The sequence below is a fragment of the Rufibacter latericius genome (genome assembly GCF_003721515.1).
In the GTDB taxonomy this organism is placed as follows: domain Bacteria; phylum Bacteroidota; class Bacteroidia; order Cytophagales; family Hymenobacteraceae; genus Nibribacter; species Nibribacter latericius.
The window spans coordinates 183,174-206,921 of the sequence record NZ_RJJD01000015.1 but is presented as its reverse complement, the minus strand read 5'-3'; the positions used below and the strand labels follow the sequence as shown (position 1 = coordinate 206,921).

The 23,748-nt window shown below is 50.9% G+C and carries 20 protein-coding genes; 12 read left to right on the top strand and 8 right to left on the bottom strand.

What is annotated here, in order from left to right; translation table 11 throughout:
* Positions 1-2 precede the first annotated feature (2 nt).
* The 5 genes from atpA (at position 3) to EFB08_RS18375 (ending at position 6,037) form a co-directional block, all read left to right on the top strand.
* Positions 3-1,583, top strand: coding sequence for a F0F1 ATP synthase subunit alpha (atpA, locus tag EFB08_RS18395; protein WP_123128428.1), 1,581 nt, complete (start codon positions 3-5; stop codon positions 1,581-1,583).
* A gap of 73 nt (positions 1,584-1,656) precedes the next feature.
* Positions 1,657-2,547, top strand: a complete 891-nt coding sequence (atpG, locus tag EFB08_RS18390) for an ATP synthase F1 subunit gamma (RefSeq protein ID WP_123128427.1) — start codon at positions 1,657-1,659, stop codon at positions 2,545-2,547.
* A 192-nt stretch (positions 2,548-2,739) separates the two neighbouring features.
* Positions 2,740-4,407: an alkaline phosphatase PafA gene (gene pafA / locus EFB08_RS18385; RefSeq protein WP_227006404.1), complete on the top strand. Its 1,668-nt coding sequence runs from the start codon at positions 2,740-2,742 to the stop codon at positions 4,405-4,407.
* 40 nt (positions 4,408-4,447) lie between these two features.
* Positions 4,448-5,008: an inorganic diphosphatase gene (locus EFB08_RS18380; RefSeq protein ID WP_123128425.1), complete on the top strand. Its 561-nt coding sequence runs from the start codon at positions 4,448-4,450 to the stop codon at positions 5,006-5,008.
* A gap of 105 nt (positions 5,009-5,113) precedes the next feature.
* Positions 5,114-6,037, top strand: coding sequence for a UbiA prenyltransferase family protein (locus tag EFB08_RS18375; protein ID WP_125077798.1), 924 nt, complete (start codon positions 5,114-5,116; stop codon positions 6,035-6,037).
* Positions 6,038-6,121: 84 nt separating this feature from the next.
* On the opposite strand, the gene EFB08_RS18370 is transcribed toward EFB08_RS18375, so the two are convergent.
* The 3 genes from EFB08_RS18370 to EFB08_RS18360 all read right to left on the bottom strand — a co-directional run bounded on the left by EFB08_RS18370 (position 6,122) and on the right by EFB08_RS18360 (position 9,208).
* Positions 6,122-7,630 (bottom strand): NAD(P)H-hydrate dehydratase, encoded by a 1,509-nt coding sequence (locus EFB08_RS18370; RefSeq protein WP_123128423.1) that lies wholly within the window; start codon positions 7,628-7,630, stop codon positions 6,122-6,124.
* 125 nt (positions 7,631-7,755) lie between these two features.
* Complete coding sequence (locus EFB08_RS18365; RefSeq protein ID WP_123128422.1) at positions 7,756-8,544, bottom strand: phosphatase PAP2 family protein; 789 nt, start codon at positions 8,542-8,544, stop codon at positions 7,756-7,758.
* Between the two features lie 199 nt (positions 8,545-8,743).
* Complete coding sequence (locus EFB08_RS18360) at positions 8,744-9,208, bottom strand: hypothetical protein (protein ID WP_123128421.1); 465 nt, start codon at positions 9,206-9,208, stop codon at positions 8,744-8,746.
* A 1,378-nt stretch (positions 9,209-10,586) separates the two neighbouring features.
* On the opposite strand from EFB08_RS18360, the gene EFB08_RS18355 reads away from it, so the two are divergent.
* On the top strand, positions 10,587-12,017 hold the full coding sequence (locus EFB08_RS18355; RefSeq protein WP_123128420.1) for a thioredoxin-like domain-containing protein: 1,431 nt from the start codon (positions 10,587-10,589) through the stop codon (positions 12,015-12,017).
* Positions 12,018-12,051: 34 nt separating this feature from the next.
* On the opposite strand, the gene EFB08_RS18350 is transcribed toward EFB08_RS18355, so the two are convergent.
* Complete coding sequence (locus EFB08_RS18350; RefSeq protein WP_123128419.1) at positions 12,052-12,621, bottom strand: DinB family protein; 570 nt, start codon at positions 12,619-12,621, stop codon at positions 12,052-12,054.
* A 67-nt stretch (positions 12,622-12,688) separates the two neighbouring features.
* Positions 12,689-13,240, bottom strand: a complete 552-nt coding sequence (locus EFB08_RS18345) for a Crp/Fnr family transcriptional regulator (RefSeq protein WP_123128418.1) — start codon at positions 13,238-13,240, stop codon at positions 12,689-12,691.
* A 224-nt stretch (positions 13,241-13,464) separates the two neighbouring features.
* On the opposite strand from EFB08_RS18345, the gene sdaAA reads away from it, so the two are divergent.
* On the top strand, positions 13,465-14,370 hold the full coding sequence (gene sdaAA / locus EFB08_RS18340; protein WP_123128417.1) for an L-serine ammonia-lyase, iron-sulfur-dependent, subunit alpha: 906 nt from the start codon (positions 13,465-13,467) through the stop codon (positions 14,368-14,370).
* A 194-nt stretch (positions 14,371-14,564) separates the two neighbouring features.
* Here the strand turns inward: sdaAA and EFB08_RS18335 are convergent, their stop codons facing one another.
* On the bottom strand, positions 14,565-15,110 hold the full coding sequence (locus EFB08_RS18335) for a hypothetical protein (RefSeq protein ID WP_125077797.1): 546 nt from the start codon (positions 15,108-15,110) through the stop codon (positions 14,565-14,567).
* A gap of 280 nt (positions 15,111-15,390) precedes the next feature.
* Here EFB08_RS18335 and EFB08_RS18330 point away from each other — a divergent pair, with 280 nt between their 5' ends.
* Entirely contained in the window at positions 15,391-16,128 is a 738-nt protein-coding gene (locus EFB08_RS18330; RefSeq protein WP_123128415.1) for a hypothetical protein, read from the top strand.
* 183 nt (positions 16,129-16,311) lie between these two features.
* A complete protein-coding gene (locus EFB08_RS18325) occupies positions 16,312-17,454 on the top strand; it encodes a DUF4407 domain-containing protein (RefSeq protein WP_123128414.1) in 1,143 nt (380 codons plus the stop codon).
* 152 nt (positions 17,455-17,606) lie between these two features.
* On the opposite strand, the gene EFB08_RS18320 is transcribed toward EFB08_RS18325, so the two are convergent.
* Positions 17,607-18,488: a glycerophosphodiester phosphodiesterase gene (locus EFB08_RS18320; protein WP_123128413.1), complete on the bottom strand. Its 882-nt coding sequence runs from the start codon at positions 18,486-18,488 to the stop codon at positions 17,607-17,609.
* 90 nt (positions 18,489-18,578) lie between these two features.
* Entirely contained in the window at positions 18,579-19,043 is a 465-nt protein-coding gene (locus tag EFB08_RS18315) for an Lrp/AsnC ligand binding domain-containing protein (RefSeq protein ID WP_123128412.1), read from the bottom strand.
* A gap of 162 nt (positions 19,044-19,205) precedes the next feature.
* Here EFB08_RS18315 and EFB08_RS18310 point away from each other — a divergent pair, with 162 nt between their 5' ends.
* From EFB08_RS18310 to EFB08_RS18300, 3 genes are all read left to right on the top strand, one after another.
* The gene (locus EFB08_RS18310) at positions 19,206-20,162 is read left to right on the top strand and encodes an asparagine synthetase A (protein ID WP_123128411.1); all 957 of its coding nucleotides are present in this window, start codon (positions 19,206-19,208) and stop codon (positions 20,160-20,162) included.
* A gap of 186 nt (positions 20,163-20,348) precedes the next feature.
* On the top strand, positions 20,349-22,241 hold the full coding sequence (gene serA / locus EFB08_RS18305) for a phosphoglycerate dehydrogenase (protein WP_123128410.1): 1,893 nt from the start codon (positions 20,349-20,351) through the stop codon (positions 22,239-22,241).
* A gap of 130 nt (positions 22,242-22,371) precedes the next feature.
* Positions 22,372-23,448, top strand: coding sequence for an aminotransferase class V-fold PLP-dependent enzyme (locus EFB08_RS18300; RefSeq protein ID WP_123128409.1), 1,077 nt, complete (start codon positions 22,372-22,374; stop codon positions 23,446-23,448).
* The last annotated feature ends 300 nt before the right edge of the window (positions 23,449-23,748 follow it).

Sequence of the window (23,748 nt, the reverse complement as noted above, 5' to 3'; positions counted from 1 at the left end):
TCATGGCAGAAGTTAGACCTGATGAAGTATCAGCGATTTTAAGAGAACAGCTGTCAAACTTCAGAACAGAAGCTGAACTAGAAGAAGTTGGTACGGTTCTGCAAGTGGGTGACGGTGTTGCTCGTATCTACGGCTTATCCAAGGCACAGTCTGGTGAGTTGTTAGAGTTCGAAAATGGTCTGCAAGCCCTTGTTCTTAACCTAGAGGAAGACAATGTGGGTGCGGTATTGTTGGGTGACTGGAGCGACGTTAAAGAAGGCGACACAGTAAAGAAAACAAATAAAATTGCCTCCGTTCGCGTAGGCGATGGCATGGTAGGCCGTGTGGTGAACACCCTTGGTCAGCCAATAGACGGTAAAGGCCCATTAGTGGGTGAACTGTACGAAATGCCAATTGAAAGAAAAGCACCAGGCGTAATCTACCGTCAGCCGGTAAATGAGCCGATGCAAACTGGTATCAAAGCAATTGACTCTATGATTCCGATTGGCCGTGGCCAGCGGGAGTTGATCATCGGTGACCGTCAGACAGGTAAGTCTGCTGTGGCCATTGATACTATCATCAACCAGGGTGAGTTCTTTGACCGTGGTGCCCCAGTATTCTGTATCTACGTAGCCATTGGGCAGAAAGCCTCTACCGTAGCCCAGATCGTGAACGCGTTGGAAGCTAGTGGTGCCATGCGTTACACTGTGGTAGTGGCTGCTCCGGCTGCTGACCCAGCTCCTTTGCAATTCTACGCGCCGTTTACCGGTGCCGCTATTGGGGAGTTCTTCCGGGATACCGGTCGTCCTGCACTGGTAGTTTATGATGACTTGTCTAAGCAAGCAGTGGCTTACCGTGAAGTGTCTTTGTTGCTTCGTCGTCCTCCAGGACGTGAGGCGTACCCAGGTGACGTATTCTATCTGCACTCCCGTTTGTTGGAGCGTGCGGCTAAGATCAACGCTTCTGATAGCATCGCGCAAGACATGAACGACTTACCAGAGTCTATCCGTCACTTAGTGAAAGGTGGTGGTTCTTTGACCGCTCTTCCAATCATTGAGACGCAGGCTGGTGACGTTTCTGCCTATATCCCAACCAACGTGATCTCTATCACCGACGGTCAGATATTCCTAGAGACTAACTTGTTCAACTCTGGTATCCGTCCGGCGATCAACGTAGGTATCTCGGTATCACGTGTGGGTGGTAACGCACAGATCAAGTCCATGAAGAAAGTGGCTGGTACCCTGAAACTGGACCAGGCGCAGTTCCGTGAATTGGAAGCCTTCGCTAAATTCGGTTCTGACCTGGATGCCTCTACTAAATTGACCATTGAGCGTGGCCGCAGAAACCTGGAAGTGTTGAAGCAAGCCCAGTTCTCTCCGGTAGCGGTGGAAGACCAGGTAGCCATGATCTACTGCTGTACCAATGGTCTGATCGATGATGTTCCGGTAAACCAGGTGCGTCAGTTCGAAAAAGACTTTACTATGACCTTGAATGCTCAGCACCGTCCGGTTCTGGATGCTTTGAGAGCTGGTAAAATTGATGATAACGTGACTGACACGCTCAAGCAAGTGGCGCGTGAGATCACAGCCAGATATCGTAAATAATTAAACCAACAGAAGAAGAGCATAGCGGTCACACGTGTGCTCTTTTTTCTCTGTTTATACTTGACGCAAGTTAATGGCAAGTTTAAAAGAAGTACGTAACCGCATTGTCTCTGTAGGGTCTACCCAACAGATCACCAAAGCCATGAAAATGGTGGCGGCTGCTAAATTGCGCCGGGCCCAGGATAATATCCTGCGCATGCGTCCTTATGCGCAGCGTCTGAACAGCATTTTGTCTAACCTTTCCAGCGTAAGCGGCGAGGCCGGAGAGAATGTGTATGCACAAAAGCGTGATATACAGCGGGTGTTGATTATTGCCGTCACCTCAGACCGTGGTTTGTGTGGAGCTTTCAACGCGAACGTGATGAAAGCGATAAACAGCCTCATCAACGAGCGGTATAGTGCCCAGGCGGCAGCAGGAAATATTGAGATCATGGCCATCGGGAAAAAAGGACATGAGTACTTCAATAAGCGCAACATGCCTATGGCCGGTGACTTTACCACGGTATTCGGGAATCTGTCGTTTGAGACCGTGCGCGTAGCCGCCGAGCAAGCGATGGAAGGTTTCCGGACAGGGCTTTACGACCAGGTGGATATTGTGTACAACGAATTCAAAAACGTGGCTACGCAGATCATCCGGACGGAGCAATTCCTGCCTATCCAGGAGAACACCAATGAGCAGGCCAACGTCAACACCAACCTGGACTACATCTTTGAGCCTTCTAAAGAAGAGATCATTGAGCAGTTGATCCCTAAGTCTCTGAAGATTCAGGTGTACAAAGCCGTTTTGGAGTCTAACGCCTCTGAGCACGGTGCCCGGATGACCGCCATGGACAAAGCCACTGAAAACGCCGGCGAACTCCTGAAGCAATTGAAACTGACCTATAACCGAACCCGCCAAGCGGCTATCACCACTGAGATCCTGGAGATTGTAGGTGGTGCCGAAGCGCTGGCAGCCGGAAGATAGATTTTCCATTACCTCTTACCCAAAGCGCCCATTGAAAAATGGGCGCTTTGCTTTTGTAGGGGTATGTTACCCATAAATTATATTTTGGGGCTCTTTCTGGAAAAGGGGAAGGAAAGCGTTTATCAACTATATTTACGTTTTTGGGGCATTTTTACAAAGAAAGCCTTAAAACGTAATCAGAAGTTTAACAGAATGAGAAAAGGAGCGATTTGTGGTTGGATGCTGGCCTTGGTGTTGCTGATGGGGAGTTTCCCGGGAGCAGCCCAACGCAAGAAATCCAAGGCAAAAGGACCGGAGAAACCGAAACTGGTGATTGGCATAGTGGTAGACCAGATGCGTTATGATTACCTGTACCGTTTTTGGGACAAATATTCAAAAGACGGCTTTAAACGCCTGATAGGCGAAGGGTTCAATTTCCGGAACAACCACTACAACTACGTTCCCACCTATACTGGTCCGGGCCACGCCTCTATCTATACCGGTACCACCCCAGCCATGCACGGCATTGTGGGAAATGACTGGTACAACCGCACCACGGGAAGAAACATCTATTGCGCCGAGGATAAAACCGTGCAGACCGTAGGCAGTACTTCCGCCGCAGGGCAGATGTCACCAGTGAACATGCTTTCCTCCACCATCACCGATGAACTGAAACTAGCCACAAACCAGAAAAGCAAAGTAATCGGGCTTAGCCTGAAAGACCGGGGTTCTATTCTTCCGGCCGGGCACGCCGCCGATGCCGCCTATTGGTTTGACGGCAGCAATGGCAACATGATCTCCAGCACGTATTACATGAAGGAGTTGCCGGCTTGGGTACAGGCGTTCAACAACCGCAAACTTCCGGATCAATACCTGAGCCAACCCTGGAATACCTTGCTTCCTATAGCCCAGTACACCGAGAGTGCCGCCGATGACCAGGCCTTTGAAGGCACATTCACCGGAGAAGCCAAACCGGTGTTCCCCCACAACATCCCGGCGTACCGCGGCAAGACTTTTGATCTGTTGCGCTCCATCCCGGCCGGGAACACGTACACCAAAGAATTCGCAAAAGAGGCAATTCTCGCGGAAAACCTGGGCAAGAACACCGTCACCGATTTCCTGGCGATGAGCTTCTCTACCCCAGATTACATCGGGCACCAGTTCGGACCCAACTCCATTGAGGTGGAAGACAACTACCTGCGCTTGGACCAGGATCTTGCCGATTTCCTCAAGTTCCTGGACAAGCAGTTGGGCAAAGAAAACGTACTTATTTTTCTGACCGCTGACCATGGTGCAGCCCATAACCCAACTTATCTGCAGCAATTGCGTATTCCGGCGGGTAACACCAACAACGGCATCATGACCGATTCCCTCAAAAAGCACCTGAACCAGAAGTTCGGGGCGGCTGAGTGGGTAAGCTCGTTCATGAACCAACAGATCTATTTCAACCACGCGGTCATTGAAAGCAAAAAAGCCAACCTGGCAGAACTGCAGGAAGAAACAGCCCGTTTCATGCAGCGTTTCCCGGGCATATTACGCTCTTTCACCGCCGATGCTCTCATGAAATCGCACTGGAGCAAGGGAGTGGGTATGTTGGTGGAGAACGGGTACATGCCATATCGTTCCGGCGATGTGATGGTTACGTATCAGCCGGGTTGGTATGAGAACTATGGCCGCGGCATGGCCAAAGGAACTACGCATGGCAGTCCGTGGGCCTATGACACCCACATTCCGTTGTTATGGTACGGGTGGCAGATTCCGGCCGGAGAGTCTACCGTTCACACAGAAATTATAGATATTGCGCCTAGTCTTGCGGCGTGGCTGCGCATTCAGGAGCCAAACGGCACCACCGGGCGGGCTTTATTGGAACACGTGCGGTAAGCAATCCGCCAGAAGATAAAAAGAGATACAGAAAGCTAAGATGTTAGAAACTACGAAAAACGCCAGCAATCCCTGGCACGATGTGAACTACGGCGAAGACGCCCCTAAGATTGTAACCGGCATCATTGAGATCCCGAAGGGTTCCAAAGCGAAATACGAACTAGACAAAGACAGCGGCCTCCTGAAACTAGACCGCGTATTGTTCTCGGCGGTACACTACCCAGCCAACTACGGGTTCATTCCGCAGACGTACTGTGACGACAAAGATCCCCTGGACATTCTGGTGCTCTGCTCTATTGACGTAGCTCCCATGTGCCTCATTGATGCCAAGGTGATTGGCGTAATGCAGATGATTGACAACAACGAGGAAGATGACAAGATCATCGCGGTAGCTGCCAATGACATGTCTGTGAAGCACATCAACGATATCTCTGAGTTGCCGCCGCACACGTTGTTGGAAATCCAGCGTTTCTTTGAAGACTATAAGAAACTGGAAAACAAAGAAGTGATTGTAGAGAACTTCCTGGGCCGCGAAGATGCTTACAAAATCATCGAGCAAAGCATTGAGCTGTACAATACCACTTTCAGAGCTGATAGCTAAGAAATAGAAAAGAACACTAGTAAGAAGCGCCGCTTTCCCGTATAGGAAAACGGCGCTTCCCGTTTAAAGCCTCCTTTGTGAAAGAGGAGCAGAAACCAGAGAATAGTGTTGCACCTATATTTCTGGCTGGCGTACTTTGCCGGGCAACCAGTTCCGAAAGCCGATGATCAAAATGCAGCAATGAGGGTCTCCCAGAAAATCCTTGATTTTATTCTGTACAGCAACATGTTCATCTCTCTGTGCGCGGCCGGACTGGTCTGGGAGACGTATCTGCTGAGCGGGATTCCTATCTCCCTTCGGCTGGGCGGCATAGTTTTTTTCGCCACCCTGTTCGTGTACAACGCAGACAGCCTGCTGCCCTACAAATTCAACCAGGAAGTACCCCAAACCCTCCGCACCAAGTGGATCAAAGCCAATCGGCTGGAACTGATTGTAATTTCGGTAGCTAGTGTCCTGTGTGCCCTGTACCTGTACTGGACGGCCATCTTCGAGCTGAACTTCTGGTTTCTGCTGCACTTGCTGGTAGTAGCGGGGCTTTATTCCGTGCCCGTGGTGCCCGAGGGAGAACGCTATATTCCGCTGCGCGATATTCCGTTTCTCAAGGTGTTTCTCATTGCCTATGTCTGGTCTGCCATTACGGTGCAACTGCCGCTCATGGAGGTGGACCGCGACCTTTTCTCAGGAGACAGCCTCATCCTCTTCGTGCGGCGCTTCCTGTTTCTTTTCTCCCTCACCCTGGTGTTTGATATCCGGGATGTGCACAAAGACAAACTCACCGAAACCGTTACTTTCCCCACCAAATGGGGGGTTCCCAATACTCGGAAACTGGCTCTGTTCATGTTGTTGCTCTATGCGTTGCTGGTGCCAGCCGGAACAGACCCTCTCATGCGCGTTGCGTTAGGTTTAGCAGGGGTAGGCGCGGGCTTAGTAGTCTGGAATGCCCATGAGTACCGGTCACAGTATTATTTCCTGCTCCTCGCCGATGGCATGATGCTGGTTCAGTTTCTGCTGGTCTGGTTCATGGTATAAACGCCGGAGCCATTCAGGAACAAAGCTTCTTTCAGGCTCATTTCCCCAAAACAGGCCTAAAACAGAAGATATTTAGCTCTCTGATCACTTTGCTGCCTTCTGAAAAGCGGCTCCCAGGTATTTATACAAATCAGAAGCGATGAGCGAGGTTTCTCCTTCCACTTCGGCGGCCAGGTCGCCCGCTAGTCCGTGGAGGTAAACGCCCAGTTGACAGGCTTCCAAGGGAGAATAGCCTTGGGCCCGTAAACCCGTCAGGATACCGGTAAGCACATCGCCAGAGCCGCCCGTGGCCATGCCCGAATTGCCTGTGGTATTGAAAAAAAATTCCCCAGAAGGTGTCCCAATGCAGGAATGGGCTCCTTTCAAAATCACATAGCACGAATGCTCGGCACAGAAACTTTGGAGTAACTGAAGACGATGAAAATCATCTATAGCAGGGCCGGTAAGCCGTTCAAACTCTTTGGGGTGCGGAGTCAGGATGCTATTTGGGGGCAGTTGCTGACGCAGGAAACGGTCAGCGGCAAGCAGGTTCAGGGCATCGGCATCCAGGACCAACGGGGGTAACTTGTGCCGGAATAGCTGCTCCAAAGCCATTCGGGAATCTTCGGCCTGCCCCAACCCCGGGCCTATTCCCACACACTGGTATTTGGTGAGGTCCTCGGGGAAGCGGGTAAGGTGTTGTTCCTGCTCATCGGTGACCACCATGGCCTCAGGCACCGAGGTCTGGAGAATGCCGTACCCAATTTCGGGAACCAGCACCGTCAACAACCCCACTCCGGCCCGAAGCGCCGCCTGGGCACTCATGGTAATAGCGCCCATCTTTCCGTAACTGCCGCCCGCCAGCAAAGCGTGCCCGTAGGTTCCCTTGTGCGAGAACTTGGAACGGGGACGCAGCAGGCTTTTGATGGCCTGCGGCAAAAGCACCTGGTACGGAGATTCTACCTGGCTCAGATACCCTTCATGCAACCCGATGGGAAGTACGTGCCAGTCTCCTACGTAAGCCCCTGAGGCAGGCAGAAGAAACGCCAGTTTGGGCCGTTCAAAGGTCAGCGTAATATCGGCTTGGAAAATAGCGCTACCGGGGGGAGTGGGTGCATCGGCGAACAGCCCGGATGGAAGGTCAATGGCGATGCGGGTGGCTTGTTGCTGATTCAGGAATTCTATTAGTTGCGCATAGAGTCCGGTCAGAGGTCGGGAGAGCCCAGAGCCAAAAAAGCCGTCCAATACAACTCCGGAGGCGGGTATCTCCAGCGCAAGATCTTCCATGTCCTGTATCCTGGTCACGGAAATGGCCTGGGGCAGCCGTTCCAAATTCTGGCTGAAGTCTGGAGAGAGGTTTTGTCCGGTTTCAGGGAGAAATACCTGTACGTCGTAGCCGTTGTTGTGGAGCAACCGGGCGACCGCCAAGCCATCGCCCCCGTTGTTGCCGGTGCCGCAGAAGATAAAGAAAGGAACTGCCGGGTCATACTTCTGCTCCAGCCACTGCACCAGCGCCGAGGAGGCCCGCTCCATCAGATCCAGCGAAGAGATAGGTTCGTGGGCAATGGTGAAAGCATCTGCTTCCCGGGTTTGGGCGGCGGTCAGTATCTTCATGGTTGGTGGTTGTTGATGGTTCCCGAACAGAGTTTTTTCAGAATGAAAATCGACCTCTTTTCAGATTCCCTATCATACGCTGTTTTCGGGTTATTTTATTCAAAACGATCAACAAACATCAATCATCAAAACTGAAGCCCCATGCCCAGGCCAAGTTGGCCGTTAGGTAACACGGTAGGCGAAACCGAGGCATTCAGCCCTTTGTTGCGCACGAGCCGGTCGTGGAGAAAGTACACGGTGTTCACAGAAAGGATACCAATGCCAGCTCCGGCCAATACATCGGCCATCCAGTGTTCATTGTTCAGGACCCGCATCACGCCCGTTGCCGAGGCGATGGTGTAGCTGCCAATGCTGATCCATTTGCTTTTATGCCGGAACTCTTTGTCTACGATGGTGGCAATGGTAAACGCATAGGCCGTGTGCCCTGAAGGGAAAGCCCTTGGCAGGCCGTTGGGGCGTTCCTGGCCTGTCCAGATCTTGGTGGGGTAGATTACCAGCGTGGTCAATGCCCCGGAGGTGAGCAGAAGCCCCGTCTGCCGCCGGATGTCGTGTTTGTTTTCCGGGGAGAAGGCGGTGAATCCGTAAAGCCCCACAATGGGCACGAAAAACAGGTAATCATCTACCTTGGTGCTGAAATTGGGGAATGCCTTACGGGCGTCTCGGCTGGCGTCGTAGCTGCTGTAAAAACCATTGTCTTTGATGGTGGCAATGCCCGCTGCAATCAAGATGGCCGAGGGAAGCACCGCCCGTTTCAGGTAATGCTTGGTCTTGGGTTTTTCATCCGTTGAAAATTTTTGCGCTGGCGATAGTACCGATTGGGTAGCGATGGTATCGGCTACAGGCGTCTGGGCTACGACTCCGGCAGACAGGGAAATCCACAGGAGTGAGGTCGTCAGAAAATGTTTGAGGCTCAAGTTGGGTAGAGTTACGTGATAGAAAACAAGTTAAGGTGATACATGCGGTAAAAGCATCCTGCAAGGAAACCCAGCCAGAAACGATGTCCTGTTTCAAGGCTGTTTTCAGGAAACTAGGATAAAAACGGAAGATTAGGGTATAAGTTTTGCCTATAACTCCACTAAATTGCCTTGCCTAAGTACAAAGCAACATGACCGTTTACTCACCTGAACTTTCTATCTGTACCATCTGTGCCAAATCGTCTTTGGTGTGAAGCTGACGGTCTTTGCCCCCGGAGAGGAGCAGAAAAGTTTTTTTACCTGGGTTATGCTTGTAAAGAATAGGCTGGCCCCAGCTGTCAAGGGTGAGATCCCGGTGCAAGGGGCTGTTGGCCACTGCCTCGGGCAGACTGGAGGGTAACTGGCGTTGCCTTTGTTCATGCTTCACGATGACCGCCGCCAATTGGCTTAGTTTCTTCCTGGTATTCTTTTCCTTGAAATAGGAATCGGTAAGCAAGCTGATCAGAAGGAGCAAGACTGTTCCGGCTACGAGTAAAAGAACCGCCCACCGGAAAGGCATCAGCAAGGTTTTCATCCATCCGAAGCGGCCCCGCTGATATCCTTCGGTGTTGTTCGCCGTCCTGATGTTGAAGAGCAGGGCCATAAAATCTACTACTTTATTCATGTGTTCCGATGGTTTTACTCATGTGCAGTTTCTAAGTCAAACAGTACTGACCTGAGCGAATAAGCCTACGTTGAATAATGCAGGTTCTGGTCAGTCTTTGAGCTAATGAACAGTTAAAGGTACTATAATTAGATTTGTCCCTTAGAAAGAAGAGTGCAGATGTAAGGCTTTGGGCAATTTTGCCCGTAAAGCGTTTTCTGTAATGTTATTTTCAACCTATTTCTATCTCCCAACAGCATTAAGAACTATGTAGTTGATAAATAGGAATGTTACCTGTTTTGCAAAAAAAAACGCAATAGTAAATTGATAATGATGTAGTTAGGTTAATTTTGGCTTGCTTTCTTCAATTTGTTTACCTAAACTCAATTTGTAAACAACGCAGCAGAGGCCCATGACCTAAGTAGGGGCTTTGAAACGGCGGAAGGTGCATCTCGGCAAAGATCATTCAGTCGGCCCTCCGGGCTTTACAACAGTTCTCCTGGTACGTTGCTCTGAAGGTTCCTCCAGAGAAGAGACGTTTTCCCCTTGGTTTCTGAAAAACAAGCCCAAATCGGGTTTTCGCACCCTTAGAATTCTATGATAATGGGTCAGTCACTTCTCTTACACAGCAGACAGAATTTTACTTCTCGCTTTTGGCGAGACCGAAGCGGTTGGTTCTCTACCCCTGTTATCTTCCACCGGCAATCAATCGCGACTACTACCAGTTTAAACTGTTTCTCTCCGTATTCACGCTTCTATGGCTTGTTTCTGCCTTTCACGTACAGACCGAGGCCAAACCCCGGCCGTCCCGTGTGGAGAAATACAGGAAAGCCAAAGTCTTCCAGAGAAGAAATTGAAATGCCTTCCTCCTAAGCCACTGAATGCGCAAACCAACTCCGTCGATGAGGGATTGCGTGCACAGATATACCTGAACAGACCTCTAGCCGTTGAAGGTACTATACTCCCTGATAAACGGCTTGTTAGTGTTGCAGAAACAAATTCGTATTTAGAATCTTTAATACTTTTAGTGAGTCCTGGAGCTTAAGCTTCAGGACTTTTATTTTGGGCTTCTTTTACCGAAAGGAGACCGAAAGCGGCTGGAGTTGACTCATGCCATTCTGAAGTTCTTTCAAACCTGAGTGAATTCCCTACACCGTTTACTTCTGAAGTGGGTTATCAGCCTGTTCAGTAAAAGAGAAAACAGGAGCTTCATTCTTCAGGCTAGAGAAAGCTTCCATTAGAAAAGCCTCTGAAGACTTCCCTTCTCAAAGAGTTTTTACGTAAAGCCGGCAAATAACTTCCAAAGCCTGAGTTAAAGGAAATGGATTGTAATAATTTTTGGATTTGTTTGTAAAAACCCTATATATTAACTCCGTAATTTATAATTATCTACTTGCCTATGCTTACCGGACGTGTCAACGCCCCTGAGATAAATACTCGCCACGGTTGGCTAAATGTGAACCGATCCTACACCATCAAGGACTTCAGGGGCAAGATTGTCTTGCTCGATTTCTGGACCTTTGGGTGCATCAACTGTCAGCATATTTTACCAGACCTGAAGCGCCTGGAAAAGGAATACCCCAACGAATTGGTGGTGATTGGAGTGCACTCCGCGAAATTCGATGCCGAGAAAAGGAACACCGCCATCCGGCAGGCTATTCTCAAATTTGGGATCAATCACCCGGTGGTGAACGATGCAGACTTTGAGGTGTGGAAACATTATGCGGTGAACGCATGGCCTACCGTGGCCCTCATTGACCCCGATGGAAAAGTAGTGGGCCAGAGATCAGGCGAAGGCATCTATGACATCATCAAGCCGCATATAGATGATCTGATCGAGACCTTTGCGAGTCGGTTAAACCTGGAGCCCTACCGCTTCAAACCCGAAACTGCCGCAGAATCGCCTTTAAGGTTCCCTTCCAAGCTGATTGCAGACGCCGAAGGCAATCTCTACCTGTCTGACAGCGGCCATAACCGGATCTTGAAACTGGATACTTCGGGAAAAATCCTGGAAGTCATAGGCAGCGGGCAGCAGGGCTTTACCGACGGGTCCACCGAAGACGCTACTTTCCATGAGCCGCACGGTTTGGCGCTGCATGGGCAGTTTCTCTACGTCGCCGATGCAAAGAACAACGCCATCCGGAAGGTAGACCTGGTTCAGAAGCAGGTGAAAACGGTGGCGGGGACGGGAGAACTGAGTTATTACTTCTTCCATGAGGAAATAGGCGTGCCCGTGAACCCTAACAGCCCTTGGGATGTGATTATTGACGGAAACCAGCTCTACATTGCCAGCGCCGGAAATCACCAGATCCTGCGCATGGACCTTCAGACCGAGAAGGTGTACCGTTTCGCGGGAACCGGTCGGGAGGCTCTCGCCGATGGAACGCTGCATGAGGCGGCGTTCAACCAGCCCAGCGGCTTGACGTTGATAGATCATACCCTTTACGTAGCAGACCCCGAGGCCAGTGCCGTGCGCGCCCTGCATCTAAACAAAGGCAAGGTGACCACCCTTATCGGCCGCGGCCTCTTTGAGTTCGGGGATGAAGACGGTGACTTTGACGAGGCCTATCTGCAGCACTGCATGGGCATCACCGCCCACAACGGCAACTTATATCTGGCCGATACCTACAACGGCAAAGTCAAAGAAATCAACCTGGCCAAGGAACGCATCCGGACGGTAGTTGGCGGCTTGGAAGAACCCAATGATGTGCTCTTCTTTCAGGATCACCTCTGGATCACCAACACCAATGCCCACGAACTCTGGAAAGTAAACCTGCAAACCGGCGAGCGCAACATCGTGACCATCAAAGAAGAGGTTCCGGTAGGATAACTTGGTTTATCTAGACCAGCAGTAGGCAATTTGCTCATACTACCAAACTTATTGGCTGGCGGAGCTGCTCTTTCACCCGAAGGGCTTGCTGCAGGTGGCGTTGCTGGTGCAGTAACAAAAACTCCAGGGCTTCACCCAAGCGCATCTTGAGCAACCGGAAGAACTCCACCGGAATGGCTTTTTGGTTGAGATCGGCTTTGGCGGCGTTTTCCAGAAACTGCATCAGTTTGCTTTGGTGCTGCAGGAATTCCTCCAACACTGCCGCCGTGAGTTGGCTGTTGTGCGGGTTCATGTGCTTGAGCGTTTTGTGTTTCTTCGCGTTGGCGGGGTTCACCAGGTCAATTGATTTTTTCCCCATCCAGGAGTAACGTACGGGTTGCGGCGCAAGCGGCGTGGCAGTAGCGGCGAGGGCCCGTTCAACGTGCGGCAGGTAGAAGCGGCTGTAGCGGTTCAAGTGTTCCAGGCATTCCAGGATGCTCCAACCGGTGGCGTGCGGCTTGACATTGAGCATGGCCGGGTCCTGGGCGAGAAACTCAGAACGAACAAGGATCTCTTGAGCTTGGGCCTGCTGCTGTAGCTGGGAAAGGAAAGTGGCTGTGTTCATGGCGTTTATCTTTTTTTTACCAAAGGTAGAAGCCTCCTTTCTCCTAAACCTTGATTCAAATCAAGAATTACATGATGCGGCTCAGGGTCTCTGGGGTCATGCGCAGATAGGAGGCAATGTACTTCTTGGGCACCAACTGGAAAATATGCGGACTCCGGCGCAGCAGCCGCTCCAGGCGCTGGGCCGGGTCTGGTAACTGCAGGTCTACTTCGCGCTCAATCTTCCCCACCAAGGCCTTCTCCAACTCCATCCGCCAGAACTTCCCGAATACGGGCCGTTTTTCCTGAATCAGGTCAAAATCAGTTTTGGTGATGGCCAGTAACTCGCTTTTGCGCAGAGCCTGAATGCAGTACAGGGAGGGCGTTTGCGTTACCAGCGACGGGAACGAGGTGATCAAGGTGTTGGGATAAGCGAAACCCACGCAGATATCCTCTTGCGGCGTGGGTAGGTACAGCCGCAACGCCCCGGTCTCTACAAAGTACAGATGCTGCTCCACCTGCCCTTCCCTGATCAGGAAATCGCCGCGGTTCACGGTAATCCGTTTCTTCCAGAGCGGTAAAAAAGCCTCTACGTCATCTGTGTTAAAAAGAGGAACCTGTTGAAGCAGTGAGGCCAGCATACGCAGCAGATTTAGGGCTGTTTACTTAAAAATACGCCAAAAACAGAATTAGAACTAATGTTAGGTTTTTTTCTGTTGCCGTATAAAAGACATACCGATATTCTCTTTTCTTTCCCGTAATTTTAATGGCTTAACCTTTTGGGAAAATCGCCTTGGGCGCAGACAATCGGGAACTTGGCATAAGGTAAGAAGAAGGTTTCAGAACCATAAGATAAAGACGAAAGATGGCGCTACTTTTTAATGATTTCGCGAGTTGGGAACAGCATTGCCAGGCATCGGGAGAACCGTTGTACAAGGCAGTACTGGCCTATGAGATAGAACAGAAAGGCCGCACTGAGGAACAGATATGGGATGGTCTGCAGCGGGCGTACGAAGTCATGAAGGATGCCGTGAAAACCGGGCTCACCCAAGACATGACCTCCCGCTCGGGCATGGTGAACAACGGGGCCAAGAAAGTAGCGGCGGCTCCGGTTACCGTTTTGTCACCTGAGTTCCAACAGCTCATCAGCAGGGCGCTGGGTGCCAAGGAAGTGAACTCGTGCATGGGCCGGGTAGTGGCCGCGCCTACGGCTGGGGCATCGGGCATTTTGCCGGGTATCTTAACCACCATTCAGGACCTGCACCAACTGGATGACCATAAGATTCATGAAGGATTACTGGTAGCTGCCGGTATTGCGCTCATCATTGAAACCAACGCCTCTTTGGCGGGAGCAGTAGGCGGTTGCCAAGCCGAAACCGGAAGTGCCGCGGCCATGGGTGCCGGAGCCATTGTGTACTGCCTGGGCGGAAGCGTGGAGCAGACCTTTGCCGCCGTGGCTATTACCATTCAATGTATGCTGGGCTTGATCTGTGACCCGGTGGCAGGGCTGGTGGAGGTTCCATGCATTGTGCGCAACGCCAGTGCGGCAGCCATTGCCTTTTCCAGTGCCCAGATTGCCATTGCCGGCGTAAATCCGGTGATACCGGTAGATCAGTGCGTGATGGCTTTAGGAGAAGTTGGCCAAAGCATGGAAACCAAATACAAAGAAACCGCCTTAGGAGGGCTCGCCAACACCCCTAGAGGCCGCGAGATAGAGAACCTTGTTCTGGTACAGGATGTAGAGATTCTGCCCGATGAAGATAACGTGTGAGTGAGTGAGTGAGTGAGTGAGTGAGTGACGAATCCCCGTTTAAAGTCCGTTTTCCTAAACGAAGCCTTAAACGGGGATTGTTGTTTCTGCCCCTTGGGACAGGTTGGAATGCCAAGGTAGAGGCAATCCCTTGTGGTTGCCCTTTGGTGCAGATTACTGTTTAGGACAACCACAAAGGATTGCGCCCTATAGTCTTACAGCTGCGCCTGCTGTATCGTCACGATGTTCAGGAACTGTTCATTTTCGTCCCAGCTGATCCGAGACGGGCTGATCTTGTCTAAGGTAATCACTTCTACCTTGGTGATCCGTTTGATATCGGCTAAGAAATGCTCCGGGTTCACGGGTTGTTTGTTCACCAGGACGCGCAGCTGCCGTTGGGTTGGTGGCACCTCGAAGTAATCCAGGACATCTTCCAGTTTCAAGAGTGTTTTCTGGTTTTTAAGCCTGATTAACAAAACCCCGTTTCTAGCTTTGTGCCCCATTTCGGCCAGCATCGCGGAGTCTTTGTAGGTTTGCACGACAATGATTTCCTTAGGGTCTACCACCAGAGAAGTATAATCGGTTTCCTGAGAGCCCAGGAGCAGCAAAGGTTCGTTGGAGTAAGAAACAGAAGCAAAGAGAGGCGGCGGCAGGATAGGTTTCAGTCCGCCTGTGTTCAAGGGTTGCCCAGCCCGAATCTGGCCCCAGCCTGCTGTGGAGCAGAGAACCCCTAACATGAAAACTGCCAATGCTTTTCTCATCTAGCTAATTTATAGCATTTAAAGAAAGAACGCTATAAATACTCTATTTCGTCTAATGCACCTATGGGACCCAAAAGCCTTTGGAAAATAAAGTAAATCAAACGGAGCGGCATAGGGGGGACAGGCCTGTTCCTGGTCTTCTTTTCACTACGAAAGCCAGGTACTTTACCCGGGAGACAGAGGTGCGCTCATGAAGGTTTGCCATCCGATAAAAGAACCGGAGTTGTCTTGCTGGTTAGTCTTGGTCTGAAATACTTGTATGAATCAATCGCCCACCTTTATGACCGTTTATAAAACGTTTTTCTTCTCTTCCGTTGCCATTGTCCTGTTAAGTGTTGCCAGTTGTTCAGTACCCGATATGAAAGTGAGCGAAGGCATGCAGCAAAATACTACGACCATGCCAGTAGTGGGCCGTTCTGCGTTTAGGTTGTCGTTGGGCAAGGAGAAAGGCTTTGGGTTTGGGTCATACCGGTTAGAGGAAATTCAGCGAGCCTGGACCCAACGCACCGATCTCGGGAACCTGATTCAGGTGTCTGAGGCGTTCCAGAAATACAGTTTCGGGGTGAAGGACACGGTACAGCAGAAAACCTGGTTTGTGCAGGCAGCGGCCATGCTCAACGCAACTACTGCCGAGGCCGGCGGTTGGTCGGTGAACCTTAACAAGCAGCGGGAGTTTCTGCAGGCAGCCTTTGCTTCGCCGGAGAGCGGCGAGTGGAGACTGTCCCTGGCAGATCCGGGTACGTACATGGAGCGGGTCAATTTCAATGGGAAACTCAGCAACGGCCGCTATGACATAGAGGTGTCTCCCTTGTTTAAATGGGAAGGGAAATCGCTTCCGTCTGGTACGCCGCTGGGCTATGAATTCTCCCGCGAAGGGCAGGTACTGGCCAGTGTGCAGACCATCAACAACGGAAAAGTATGGCTGAAAAGCACCCTAAGTCCAGACCTGCAGATGGTGCTGGCCAGCGCCTGTAGCACGCTGCTGCTGTACAACAAACTAGACGAAGAGAATCAATAGCAAGTTTCCGGAACCATTCTAAGAGACAGGTAGTTACCGCCACAGAGGTTCTTTAAGGCCGTTTGTGGCGGTTTCTATTTCCTTTCGTTTCAACTTCACAAACCGGTTCAGTAAATCCCTTTCAATCTTCGTTTAACTAGTATCCTTTCAAACCTGGGAGGCACGTGTGTGCTTCTGTATTATATGAGAAATTTCTTTTGGTGGTGTGCCGGGGCCGATGACCACATCCTTGCCCAATGCCCTAAATCTGAGCACATCAAATTCGGGAGCATAGGTGCCACCGTTTTGTTTACCGGTATCCTGGCTGCCTTGTCGGGAGGCTATGCGCTCTACACTGTGTTTGACTCGGTTGCGGCAGCCGCAGCCTTCGGGTTACTCTGGGGCGCTGTGATCTTTAACCTGGACCGCTTTATTGTCTCCACTATCCGCAAGGAGGGAAACTTTAGGAAGGAGTTCCTGCAGATTCTGCCGCGCCTGGTGCTGGCGTTGGTTCTGGCTATTGTGATTTCCAAACCCCTGGAACTGCGTATCTTCCAGAAGGAAATTGACAGCGTGCTGGAGGAGAAAAAAGCCCAACTAGCCCTAGAGCACCAGAAACTGGTGAACCAGCAATTCACTGAGTCTGACTCGGTGCGAAAAGACATTGACCGCATCAAAGCCGAGATCGCGACCAAATCTGCCCAACGCGACACGCTCTACACCCAGATGAGCGCCGAGAGCGATGGCACAGGCGGTACCAAGAAAATCGGCCGTGGCCCAATCTTCCAGGAAAAAAAAGCCCAATACGATAAAATTGATGCTGAACTGAAACAACTCCAGGAACAGACCACCCTGCTCATTGCCGAGCGCCAGAAACGCATTGACACCCTCACTGCCCAACGCGACAAAGCCATTAATCAGGGAAAAGCCCGCTTTGAACAGTACGGCGGCATCATGGCCCGCATGGAAGCCTTGGAGAAACTGCCCTGGTTGCCTAGCTTCTTCATCATGCTCCTGTTCATCTGCCTGGAGACTGCGCCTATTTTCACCAAACTGATCTCAAAACGCGGACCCTACGATGACCTGCTGCGCGATGTAGAGTCTACCACCGAGCTGGACAGCATGGAGAAACTGGAACACCGCCGCCGTGAGTACGACACCCGAAAAGTCATAGACGAAGCCGGCAAGGAATCGCGCATGGAGCACTACAGCTACAACCGCCGCGAGACCGTGAAAGTAGATTCTGATACCGATCTGGAGCTGGCCCGCACCAATGCCCACGCCCGCCTCAAAACCGGCAAAGAGAAAATCCGCCGCGAAACCGATAGCTACATGGAGTCCTTTTAGGGATGAACAATATAGAAAACACCAGAGCCGCTTCTTTAGCAAAAGAAGCGGCTCTGGTGTTTTAAGGGTGTTTATGGAAAATCAGGCGTAAAGAAGAAGAGGTTCTTCTCAGTGGTTTCGCTTTGTTTTTGGGAAAACGGATTAGAAACAGACTAAAGCTTCTTGATCAGCTCCGGGTGGTTGGTCATGACGCCATCGGCCCCAATCTCAAAGAGCTTCTGGATGTTTTTTGGTTCGTCTTCGGTCCAGATGAAGGTCTTGAAGCCCTGGCTGTGCAATGATTTAATGAAAGCCTTTGAAGCGAAGTAGCGGTGCACGTTGATGGTAGTGGCTTCTGAGTACCGGTCAAAGCCCCCGAACTTAAGCTCATGGTCAATATAGATGGGCAGGAAGGGAATCTTACCCACCATCAGCTTCTGTGTCTGAATCACGAAATCGGCTTTCCAGATGCGGTCCAAGATGGGGTCATAGAACGACTGAAGCACGCACCATTCCTCGGCCCGGTTCTCCCGAATGAGCCTGATCGTGTTTTCCTCCAAGCCCGGGTAATAGTCTTCCTCGCCTTTCTTGAGTTCGATGAGCAGTTTCTTTTTGCCTTTCACGGCGCGTAGGACCTGCGCCAGGGTAGGAATGCGCTCACCGGCAAAGGCTGAGTCCAGCTTAATGCCGGCGTCCAGTTTCTTGAGTTCGGCTAAGGTAAAGTCTTCTACGCGGCCGGTTCCGGTGGTGGTGCGGTCCAGGGTTGGGTCATGGATCACTACTACCTCTTGGTCTTTGCTTTGGTGAACGTCTACCTCAATGAAATCGGCATCGGTCTCCAAGGCTTTCTTCACCGAGGCCAGGGTGTTTTCCGGGGCCAATCCAGAGGCTCCTCTGTGCGCGATCACGCTTACCTTGCGGGCGTTCCTTTTGAGGGTGATTCCTTTCTCGGGCGTGCCGGAATCGCCACAGGCGAAGGTGAAAAGTAACAGGAAAGGCAGGGTAGCCTGCCTTAACCATTCTTGAATCTTACCTGTGCCAGATCTCTCGCTCATAGACGCGCCAGCCTATCTATAGGCTTCAGCGTTGAAAGATAATACAGTTTTTGTATTCAGCCAACGGGCCGCGGAAAGCATTTATAGGAATTATAGAATATCTACCTGACGGGTAATGCTCTCCTCCAGAGAAATGAACGTCTCGGTGCGTTCCACGCCTTCAATCGCTTGTATTTTCTCGTTCAATACCTCGCGAAGGTGCAGGGTGTCACGGCAAATAATTTTAGCGAACATGCTCCACTGACCGGTGGTGTAGTGCATCTCCACAATCTCGGGCACTTGCCGCATGGAAGTGACCGCTGTCTGGTATGCTGAGCCTTTCTCCAGGTAAATACCAATAAAGGCGCAGATGTCATAACCTACCGCGTTGGGATTGATGAACAGGTGCGATCCTTTGATCACCCCCAGATCTTCCAACTTCTTCATGCGCACGTGTACGGTACCCCCAGAAACTTGTAATTCCTTCGCAATGTCAGTGTAGGCCCGGGTGGCGTCTAACATGAGCATGGAAAGAATTCTTCTGTCAAGATTATCAATTTCTGAAACTTGGGCCATTTTATAGATCAATTTTTAGCAATTCTACAACGAATAATATCCTCTGTTAAAGATGTGCTAAGATACAAAAAATATGTTTATCAAATTGTCAATTTATCCAACAAAGAGTTATATTTGTTATAACAATAATTAGATAATATTAACATATTTATAAATTCTGCCATGCAAGCTGATTTGATAGGAGTTGTAGAAGTTAATTTAGAGCAAACATTGGCCCAAATACAGGGTGCAGCCACCGTAGATGTACTAAAAGTGCAGCAAGCCATTGTGCGGGCTACCCACCAGTTCATGTTTGAGCGTGGATTGGTCCAGGTCATGCCCCTCATGCTCTCTCCCATAACAGATCCTTTAAACCACGGCGTGGTAGATGCCGCCATCTCCTACGCCGGGAGCCGCTGGAGCCTAACCAAATCCATGATCTTCCATAAGCAGTTGGCGCTGTTGAACCCAGAACTGGAGGCTTTGTACATTGTGTCACCTAATGTTCGGTTAGAGTTTGCAGACCGTGCATTTACGGGCCGACACCTGTTTGAGTTTACCCAGATAGACTTTGAGTTCCGCGACAAAGACGGGGCTTTTGTGCGCTCTTTCATGGAAGACCTTGTTAAATACGTGTTCGCCGCCGTGAAAAGGGATTTGCCCGATGTGTTGGCGAAATACCGTTCTGAGCCTCTGCAAGAGTTCGGGCCCTTTAAGATTTTCCGTACCGAGGAACTGGAGGCGCAGTACGGCCCCGATTATGAGCACGTCAAATCTAAGGAATCTACTGAGCCGTTCTGGCTCTTGAACCACCGCCGGGAGTTCTATGACAAGGAAGACCAGGAAAAGCCGGGTACCTACCTGAACTATGATCTCATCTGGCCCGATGGTTACGGCGAGGGCTTGTCTGGGGCCGAGCGCGAGAACGAGTACCACCAGATTCTGAAACGCATGGACGAGACCGGCGCTGATAAAGAGGCGTTCAAGCATTACTTAGAGGTGGCCAAACAACAAGGCCTGCCTTCTAGCGCCGGAGCCGGATTTGGGGTAGAGCGCATGGCCCGCTACCTCTGCCGCGTCAAAGACATCAATGACGTCACGCTGTTCTCCCGCCGGCCAGGAATGCCCGCCCTTTTCTAAGAGAAACAGACCTTTGCCTTCGAAAAGAAGCGTTTTCAAGTTGTTTTTCAGAAAACGACTTGAAAACGCTTTTCATTTAACCAGATACTCCCCGATATTGGGGCGCCAACCCTAACTGGAGCGGCAAACCGGAAACCTGAGGCGGCGGCTTTCCTTTGGAGCCAATCCCTCGTTAACTCCTTCACCATGAGTACGCACAAGCACTTCATCATTGACTTTGACAGTACCTTCACCAAGGTAGAGGCTTTAGACGAGCTTTGCGCCATCTGTATCCCAGACCCGGCCCGCAGGCAGAAAGTATTAACCGAGATCCAGCGCATCACCGATCTGGGCATGGAGGGCGAGATTCCCCTGGTAGATTCCTTGGATCAGCGTCTGGCCCTTCTCAGCGCCAACCGGGAGCACCTGGACACGCTCATTCAGCACCTGAAGGGCCAGATCTCAGAATCGTTCAAGCATAACAAAGCTTTCTTTGAGGCGTTCAAAGACGATATTTACATCATCTCCAACGGCTTCAAAGAGTTCATTGTGCCCATCGTACGGGAATTGGGCGTGAAACCCGAGAACGTTTTCGCCAACAGTTTCACCTATGACGAGGCGGGCAACATCACCGGCTTTGACCGCGACAACGTGCTTACCCAGAACCAAGGCAAAGCCAAGCAAATCAAAGCGCTTGATCTAAACGGCGAAGTCTATGTCATCGGGGACGGTTACACCGATTACGAGATTAAGGAAGCCGGCATCGCCGATAAATTCTACGCCTTCACCGAGAACGTGAGCCGCGACAGTGTGGTAGGCAAGGCAGACCACGTCACCCCCAGCCTGGACGAGTTCCTGTATGTGAACAAACTGCCCAGTGCCCTTTCCTATCCTAAGAACCGCATCAAGGTGTTGGTGCTGGAAGGCATCCACGAGCGCGCCATCAACATGTTCCGCCAGGAAGGCTATCAGGTGGAGGTAATCGCTGGTGCCCTGGAAGAGGAAGAGCTTTGCGAGCAACTGCATGATGTGTCCATCCTCTGTATCAGGTCTAAGACGCAGGTAACGGCCAAAGCCCTGGCGCACGCCCCGCGTCTAATGGCTGTGGGCGCTTTCTGCATCGGGACAAACCAGATAGATTTACAGACTTGCACCGAGCGGGGTATTGTGGTGTTCAACGCGCCGTACAGCAATACCCGAAGCGTAGTAGAAATGGCCATCGGCGAGATCATCATGCTTTCCCGCGGACTGGTGGAGAAAAGTAACCGCCTGCACGAGGGCGAGTGGGATAAATCAGCGAAGGGCTCCAACGAGATCAGGGGCAAAAAACTGGGCATCGTCGGGTACGGGAACATCGGGTCGCAATTGTCTGTGCTGGCAGAGAGCCTGGGCATAGAAGTGTACTTCTATGACGTGGTGGACAAGCTGGCTCTGGGTAACGCGAAGGTTTGTCATTCGCTGGCTGAGTTGTTGGCGCTGGCAGATATCGTAACCTTGCACGTAGACGGCCGCGCCGCAAACAAAAACATCATCGGGCCGAAAGAGTTTGAGTTGATGAAGCCGGGTGTATTGTTCCTGAACCTAGCCCGTGGTCATGTGGTGGACATTGAAGCGCTGGCTGAGAACATCAAAAGCGGCAAGATCAGGGGTTGCGCGGTAGACGTGTTCCCGTATGAGCCCAAGAACAACCAGGAGCGCTTTGAGTCCGCCCTCCGCGGCTTGCCCAACACCCTGCTTTCGCCGCACGTGGGCGGCAGCACCGAGGAAGCTCAGGAAAACATTGCGCAATACGTGCCCTCCAAGATGATTGACTACATCAACACCGGTGGTTCCTATAACAGCGTAAACTTCCCGAATTTACAGTTGCCGGCCCTGCGAAATGCGCACCGGCTTATCCACATTCACCGCAACGTACCGGGCATCCTGGCCAAGATCAACAACACCTTGGCCGAAAACCAGATCAACATCCTGGGTCAGTACCTGAAAACAAACGAGACCATCGGGTACGTGATCACCGATGTAGATACCAAGTATGACCGTTCCGTGATCAAGCAGCTGAAGCAAATCCCGGACACTATTAAGTCGCGGACGCTCTATTAATAGGTAGCACACGCATTTCGTGGCAAATAAAGTAAAAGCTGTTTTTGACCTTGTTTTTCGTAAACAGGTTGAAAACAGCTTCTTTCATTCACCTAATCTCTCATTCGCTTAATCACTCATTCAATAAGATATGGCTTCTGTTTATTTCACTCCTGGCCCGGCGCAACTGTACCCCACAGTGGCAGGGCATCTGCAAAACGCGTTAGACCAACAGGTGTTCTCCCAGTCGCACCGGAGTCAGGCCTTCAAAGATCTGTACAAGCGGGCCGATGCCGGACTTCGGGCGCTGTTCCAATTACCCGCAGATTATTCCATTTACTTTACCGGCTCGGCCACCGAGATCTGGGAACGCAGCCTGCAAAGCCTCACGGCGCAGAATACCTACCACTTGGTGAACGGCTCGTTCTCCAAAAAGTACCTGGACCACGCCAAATGGCTGGATCGGAACGCGCAGGTGCTGCAGGTACCCTTCGGGCAGGGGTTTTCTTTAGAGGATGTGCAGGTGCCCGACGGGACGGAGTTATTGGCCATTACCCAGAACGAAACCAGTTCCGGAGTGTGCATGCCGGTGGAAGACATCCATGCCTTGCGCCAGCGGTACCCAGAGCCGTTGATTTCAGTGGATATCGTGTCAGGCGCACCGTATGCTGCCCTGGATTTCTCCCAAATAGACATGGCGTTCTTCTCAGTGCAGAAAGGGTTTGGCTTGCCGGCCGGTTTGGGCGTTTGGCTGGTGAATGAGCGTTCCCGCCAGAAAGCCGCAAGCCTGGAAGGAAAACAGTATACCGGCGGGCACCACAGCCTTGCCTCCTTGCAGGACCAATACCAGCAGTTCCAAACGCCAAGCACACCCAATGTGCTGGATATTTACCTGCTGGCTCATGTAGTGGAAGACATGCTGGCGAAAGGCGTAGACGTGATCCGGCAGGAAACCGAGGCCAAAGCCCAGCAACTCTATGCTTTTCTGGAGGAGAGTTCTCTGTTCGCGCCTTTCGTGCAGGAAAAAAGACACCAGTCACCTACCGTTGTGGTTGCTGATGTGTTGGACAGGCCAGCGGCTGAAATTATTTCGATATTAAAAAAGCAAGGATTTGTAGTAGGTAGCGGATATGGAGCATTCAAAGACAAACAGATCAGAATAGCTAATTTTCCAGCTATTTTAGGACGGCAAGTAGACGATTTAGTGCAAGCGCTAAAACGTCTATAATTGCATGTTAGAAGGAATGTGAGGTTTTGATTAAATTTATACTTGGTATATTGAAACTTTACCTCTAGTTTTGTGTATATATAGTATTAAATATAACTAAAACAACACACTCCTGATGAAGAAGTTTTTACTCTCTCTTTTGTTTTTTGCTTTTGCGCTTTCTTTCGCTCCTTTTGCATCCGCTGCCTCAGAAACAGCCCTTGTTAAAGAAGAACTTCCCTTCTTTAAAAAGAAGAAAGGTTCTATGGCCAGATACAAGCAGATTAAACGGAACAATGGGAGCTATGTGAAAAAACGTAC